Origin of the sequence: Kitasatospora sp. NPDC091257 (assembly GCF_044757675.1) — a bacterium.
Lineage (GTDB): Bacteria > Actinomycetota > Actinomycetes > Streptomycetales > Streptomycetaceae > Kitasatospora > Kitasatospora lactacystinica.
Map to the genome: position 1 here is coordinate 1 of NZ_JBIVVI010000658.1, position 5,125 is coordinate 5,125.

Consider the following 5,125-nt stretch of genomic DNA (forward strand, 5'->3'; position numbering starts at 1 on the left):
CCCTGAGCCGCTGCCCCCTGGGAACGGAAAGAAGGCCTGCTCCCTTGACGGGGCAGGCCTTCTTCGATGTGATCCGCGTCACGGCGGGACTGCGGCAACAGCGCTCCGCCCGGGGAGACCGTCCGGGTTGAGGGGAAGGGCTCTCGGGTTGCACTGTGGCAGCCGGCGGGGCTCCGACCAAGCGGGCCGGACGACTTCGGACACTCCCGGACGGCTTCGGACGCCCGATCGCCCTGAGCAGGCGCGATCCCGCGACTGCGCCCGCAGGTACGCGGACGGCTTCGGACGGCCCCGGACGCACGGGCTCCGGTGCCGGCGCGGCGGTGTCCGAAGCCGTCCCGAGAAGCCGTCAAATCCCCTCGCCAGGTCTCCTTTTGACGCCGGTCGCGCCCACCGGCAGGAACTTGCGCGGGCCTTCACGGCCCGCGCATGATCTGACCCGGCCGCCCGCCGGGCGGCCCAGGGGACGGCAATCCCCACGTCCGGGTTGAGGGTTCAGAGAGGGATCACAGTGCTGTTCGAGTTCCGATGCGCGGTGCGGCGCACGCCGCCGCCCGCGCAGTACGCCGAGAGCCACGACCTCCGGCGCGCCGCGCTGTCCGCGGCGTTCCTCGCGGTCGCCCTGGCCGGCGTCATCGCCCTGATCGTCCTCGGGTACGCCGTCGAGGCGCTGGTGACCGTCGTCGTCACCGCGGCGGTGGAGGCCTCCGGCACGGCTGCCCGGGGGCGGCGATGAGCACGCCGGCTCACGCGGAGGGCCCTTCCGCCCGCAGGCGGCTCTTCGCCGAGCTGGCGGAACAGCGCCTGCTGGTGGGTCAGCCGCCCCTGAGCTCGATCTCACGGAAGAGCGGACTGCCGGTCAGCACCACGGGCAGCCTGTTCCGAGGGGCGATTCTTCCCTCGGAACAGATGCTGGAGGCGCTACTGGAGGCCATGGACCTGAGCAGTCGCGCCCGGCAGCGCCTGCTGCTCCTCCGCGAAGCGGCGGCCGAGGAAGCCCGTGCCGCCGCTCGGCGCACCGCTGCCGAGCGCCCCGCCGCCCAGCACGTCCCCGACGAGCTTCCCGCCCCCGACTGGCGCGTGCCGGTCCCGGCCGCGGGGGAACCCGACCCGGTGATGTTCTCCACCGTGGAGGAGTTCGTCGCGGGCCTGGGGGACGTGAGGATCTGGGCCGGCGAGCCGTCGCTGCGCCGGCTGGAGGAGCGCAGCGAGAGGCTGCACCGGCAGCGGCACACGGCGTACGGCAAGGTCCTGCGGCGCAGCACGATCTCCGACATGCTCAACGCCTCGGTGCTTCCGCAGATGGAGAAGGTGCGGCACTACCTGCAGATCTGCGGGGTGCGGGACATCGACGCGTGGGTGTACACGTGGCGGCGGATCCGGACGATCGAGAAGGCCGTCCTGCGCCGGGCGGCCTGACCCCTCACGGCCCCGGAGCGGGAAGTCGGCGGGTCCGGCTTCCCGCTCCGGCTTCCTACTCCGGTTCCTTGCCCGCGGTGGAGGCCGGCTTGGTGTGGAGGACTTCGCGGGCCTGGTCGGCGGCGCGCACGATGCTCTCGCTGATGAAGTCGAGGAAGCGGGCGATGTTCTCCAGGCGGACGGCGGCAGGGGTGCCGGGGCCGAGGACGGTGACGCCCTGGCGGGCGGCTTCGATGACCCGGTCGTTGGCGCGGGCGCTGGCGATGACGGCCTGGTAGTAGAGCTCGTCGTCGACGATGTAGCGGTCGCGGCGGCGTTCGTCGCGTTCGCGGCGTACCAGGCTCTGGCTCTCCAGGAAGGCGATCGCCTTGGAGACGGACGCCGGGCTGACCTGCAGGCGCTGGGCGAGTTCGGCGGCGGTGAGGCTGCCCGCGTCGGTGGTGGACAGGCAGGTGATCACCCGGGCGCCCATCCGGTTGAGGCCCGAGCCCATCAGGACGGTGGTGAGCTGTTCCTCGTAGGCGGCCACGGCCTCGCTGTCGCGCCCGTGGGGCTGCGGGCCGGACTGCTGTGCGCCGGGGGTGGCGGGCCGGCGCCGCTGGGCGCGGTGTTCGGTGGCGCGGTGGGCGAGGTCGGCGCGGTAGGCGAGGGGGCCGCCGTTGCGCATCACCTCGCGGGTGACGGTGGAGGTGGGGCGTTCCAGGCGCCGGGCGATCTCGGCGTAGGGGAGGCTGTCGGCCAGCCCCAGCGCGATCTGTCGGCGTTCCTGCTGGGTGAGCCTGCCTCCGGGCATCGCGTTCTCCTCGGTGGTCGTCGCCGCACGGTTCGCGGCACGGTTCGCCGCACGGTTCGCGGCGTGCTTACCGGTGGGGTCACCGGTCGCCCCCACCATAGCGTTCACCTTCCACCCATTGCAATGGTCGCAATGGTCGCCGTTGCATTCATCGACACATCTGTTGCAACAGTTTCCCTTCATTCACCTGCTGCAACGCTGTTTTGACGCAACGAACTAGTTGCCGAGATCTTGAAAGCAACGTAGCGTTTCCAACGTCGGAAACACCGACGGGGCAGGCCCGGAACCGGGCCCGAGCCCGCACCCACCCCCGCATCCACCCAGGAGCGCACCATGCAGAAGTTCGACACCTCCGCCCCGATCACCGTCGTCCTGGACATCCCCGGCGGGCGCGTCCGGTTCATCGCCGCCGAGCGCGGCGACACCACCGTCGAGGTCCGGCCCGCCGAGGCCGGCAAGAACCGCGACGTCCAGGCCGCCGAGCGCACCGACGTCGCCTTCGCCGACGGCGTCCTGCGGATCACCACCGCCGCGACCGGCCACCAGCTCCTGGGCCCCACCGGCTCCCTGGAGGTCACCGTCCAGCTGCCGGCCGGCTCCGCCGTCCAGGGCAGGGCCGCCGCCGCCGAACTGCGCGTCGTCGGCCGCCTCGGCGACGTCGCCTTCGACGGCGCGTACCGCACCACCAAGGTCGACGAGGCCGCGAGCCTGGACCTGACCGCCGTCGACGGCGACATCGAGGTCGGCCGGCTCACCGGGCCCGCCCGGATCGCCACCACCCGCGGCGACATCCGGATCACCGAGGCCCGGCGCGGCACCGTCGAGCTGACCACCCAGGCCGGGAGCATCACCGTCGGCGCCGCCGCCGGCGCCTCGGCCGCCCTGGACGCCGGCACCGGCCACGGCCGCATCGCCAACGCCCTGCGCAACGACGGCACCACCGTGCTCGACATCCGCGCCACCACCTCCCACGGCGACATCACCGCCCGCAGCCTCTGACCCCGGCCCCGCCCGGGCCGACACCATCCAGTTCCAGGGGGACACCATGACCGGCAACGCGACACCCACCACCCGTCCGAGCGCGTGGACCGGCATGCTGCCGGTCGACGACACCGCCCTCGCCGTCACCGACACCGGCGGCCCGGGCCTGCCCGTGCTCTACCTCAACGGCCAGTTCGCCACCCAGGGCTACTGGCGCCGCGTCATCACCGAACTCGGCCCGCGGTTCCGGCACATCACCTACGACGAGCGGGCCCGCGGCCGCCGGTCGAAGCGCTCCGCGGACTACTCCTTCGAGGCCGCCGTCCGGGACATCGACGCCGTCCTCACCGCCCGCGGCGTCGAGCGGGCCCTGCTGGTGGGCTGGTCCTACGGGGCGTTCCTCGGCGCGCACCAGGCCTCGCGCAACCCGCGGCGCACCATCGGCGCCGTCCTGGTCGACGGCGCTCAGCCCTACGACTGGCTCACCGAGGAGATGGAGCAGCGCATCCGCAGGCAGTTCCGGCAGTGGGCGCCGCTCATGGCGCTGATGCGCCCCACCGGCCTGACCCCGCGGATGACCCACCGGCAGATGTCCGACTGCAACATCGAGCTCGGCAGGATCGGCAGCGCCGGCGCACTGGGCCCGGTGCTGGACGCCGTCACCGTCCCGACCCGGTACGTGGTCGCCTCGGGGGTGTCCCTGGGCAGCAAGGGCGAGGAGCAGGAGATCATCCGCGCGGCCCTGCCCGCGGTGACCGAGCGCAACCCGCACATCGAGATCAGCGCGAAGGTCCCCAGCAACCACGGCGCGATCCTGAAGAAGGACTTCCGCGCCATCGCCGACGCCGTCCGCGAGGTCGCCGCCCTCGACCGCCCCGCCCCCGGCCACTGACGGCCCCCGCACCCGCACCGGCACCGGCCGCCACCTGCCGCCACCTGGCGCCACCTGGCGGCCCGCCGGAACGGCGGCCCTGCGCGCCGCGGCTCAGCGCGGAAGCGAGGACTCCTCACCGACGGCGGCCAGCAGCTCGAACGGGAACTCCGGATCGGCCTGGCCGATGGCCAGCGCGAACCAACGGCCGCCGGACGGCAGCCACCACACGCGCATGGTGCCGGCGACGTTGCCCAGGAAGCCCAGCGGCTCCGGAGCCGCCGATTCGGGATCCGGGTCGTCGAACCCGAGATCCGGCCACAGTTCGACCGTCGCCGGATCTCCCCAACGGTCGGCCAGAACGGCCGTCAGTGCGTGGAGATCGGCTTCCAGCTCCTGTTCGGCCGCCTCGACGATCTCTTCGCCGCGGTCGTCCCAGAAGTCCCGGCTCTCCCCGAGCACTGCCACATGGTGTCCGGGACCACCCCATCGACGGTCCTTCCCCGGCCGGACCTCCCGCCCGGGAAACGGGAGGATGCTCAGTTCGTCGATGATCGAGAGCTGGGCGGCGGTGAATCCCCTCGATCGGTGCCGGCTCGACATGGGCGGAGCCTGTCCAGGTCTCCCCCCGCCGCGCCACGGCGGCGGGCGAGGCGCCGTACCGCCGGGCGTTCGACCAGGGTGTGGACGAGGGCTCCGGCGGCCAGGGTCGCGGCGAACGCGGCGAGCGTCAGCAGGACCGCGATCGGGGTCGGGTAGGTGCGGTCGCCGAGGACGAGGGGGCGGCCGTGGAAAAGGACGACGCCCTGGCAGAGGTAGAAGCCGAAGGAGACGCCGCCCAGCCACTGGGCCAGGCGGCGCGGCGCGGGTCGCGGGCCGCCACGGGGCAGGTCGTGGTGGGCGGCGGCGCAGATGACCAGGGCGATCGGCAGGGCCATCGGCAGGACGAAGTCGTAGGGCGAGGGGACGGTGAGGGTGAGCGCGTAGGCGGGCGCGACGAGGAGGGCGGCGGGTCCGCTCCGGCCGCGGCCTCAGAACATCGCGTTCTCCTGGTACGTCCC

At 73.2% G+C, this 5,125-nt stretch carries 7 protein-coding genes; 4 read left to right on the forward strand and 3 right to left on the reverse strand.

Annotation, left to right across the window (positions count from 1 at the left end; genetic code table 11):
* Positions 1-511 precede the first annotated feature (511 nt).
* Both ACIQOV_RS26660 and ACIQOV_RS26665 read left to right on the forward strand, forming a co-directional pair.
* The gene (locus tag ACIQOV_RS26660) at positions 512-736 is read left to right on the forward strand and encodes a hypothetical protein (protein WP_401052597.1); all 225 of its coding nucleotides are present in this window, start codon (positions 512-514) and stop codon (positions 734-736) included.
* A complete protein-coding gene (locus ACIQOV_RS26665) occupies positions 733-1,419 on the forward strand; it encodes a hypothetical protein (RefSeq protein ID WP_401052600.1) in 687 nt (228 codons plus the stop codon). Before ACIQOV_RS26660 ends, ACIQOV_RS26665 begins: the two co-directional genes overlap by 4 nt.
* 55 nt (positions 1,420-1,474) lie before the next feature.
* On the opposite strand, the gene ACIQOV_RS26670 is transcribed toward ACIQOV_RS26665, so the two are convergent.
* Positions 1,475-2,212 (reverse strand): helix-turn-helix domain-containing protein, encoded by a 738-nt coding sequence (locus tag ACIQOV_RS26670; protein ID WP_359906480.1) that lies wholly within the window; start codon positions 2,210-2,212, stop codon positions 1,475-1,477.
* 333 nt (positions 2,213-2,545) lie between these two features.
* On the opposite strand from ACIQOV_RS26670, the gene ACIQOV_RS26675 reads away from it, so the two are divergent.
* Positions 2,546-3,211 (forward strand): DUF4097 family beta strand repeat-containing protein, encoded by a 666-nt coding sequence (locus tag ACIQOV_RS26675; protein WP_401052602.1) that lies wholly within the window; start codon positions 2,546-2,548, stop codon positions 3,209-3,211.
* A 46-nt stretch (positions 3,212-3,257) separates the two neighbouring features.
* Positions 3,258-4,085, forward strand: coding sequence for an alpha/beta fold hydrolase (locus tag ACIQOV_RS26680; protein WP_401052605.1), 828 nt, complete (start codon positions 3,258-3,260; stop codon positions 4,083-4,085).
* A gap of 93 nt (positions 4,086-4,178) precedes the next feature.
* Here the strand turns inward: ACIQOV_RS26680 and ACIQOV_RS26685 are convergent, their stop codons facing one another.
* On the reverse strand, positions 4,179-4,526 hold the full coding sequence (locus ACIQOV_RS26685) for a hypothetical protein (RefSeq protein ID WP_401052607.1): 348 nt from the start codon (positions 4,524-4,526) through the stop codon (positions 4,179-4,181).
* A 77-nt stretch (positions 4,527-4,603) separates the two neighbouring features.
* The gene (locus ACIQOV_RS26690) at positions 4,604-5,002 is read right to left on the reverse strand and encodes a hypothetical protein (protein WP_401052609.1); all 399 of its coding nucleotides are present in this window, start codon (positions 5,000-5,002) and stop codon (positions 4,604-4,606) included.
* Between the last annotated feature and the right edge of the window lie 123 nt (positions 5,003-5,125).

What these genes read in the sequence shown, in the direction of transcription:
- ACIQOV_RS26670 (WP_359906480.1), bottom strand. Translation starts at nt 2,212, where the DNA reads ATGCCCGGAGGCAGGCTCACCCAGCAGGAACGCCGACAGATCGCGCTG.
- ACIQOV_RS26665 (WP_401052600.1), top strand. Translation starts at nt 733, where the DNA reads ATGAGCACGCCGGCTCACGCGGAGGGCCCTTCCGCCCGCAGGCGGCTC.
- ACIQOV_RS26680 (WP_401052605.1), top strand. Translation starts at nt 3,258, where the DNA reads ATGACCGGCAACGCGACACCCACCACCCGTCCGAGCGCGTGGACCGGC.
- ACIQOV_RS26675 (WP_401052602.1), top strand. Translation starts at nt 2,546, where the DNA reads ATGCAGAAGTTCGACACCTCCGCCCCGATCACCGTCGTCCTGGACATC.
- ACIQOV_RS26690 (WP_401052609.1), bottom strand. Translation starts at nt 5,002, where the DNA reads ATGGCCCTGCCGATCGCCCTGGTCATCTGCGCCGCCGCCCACCACGAC.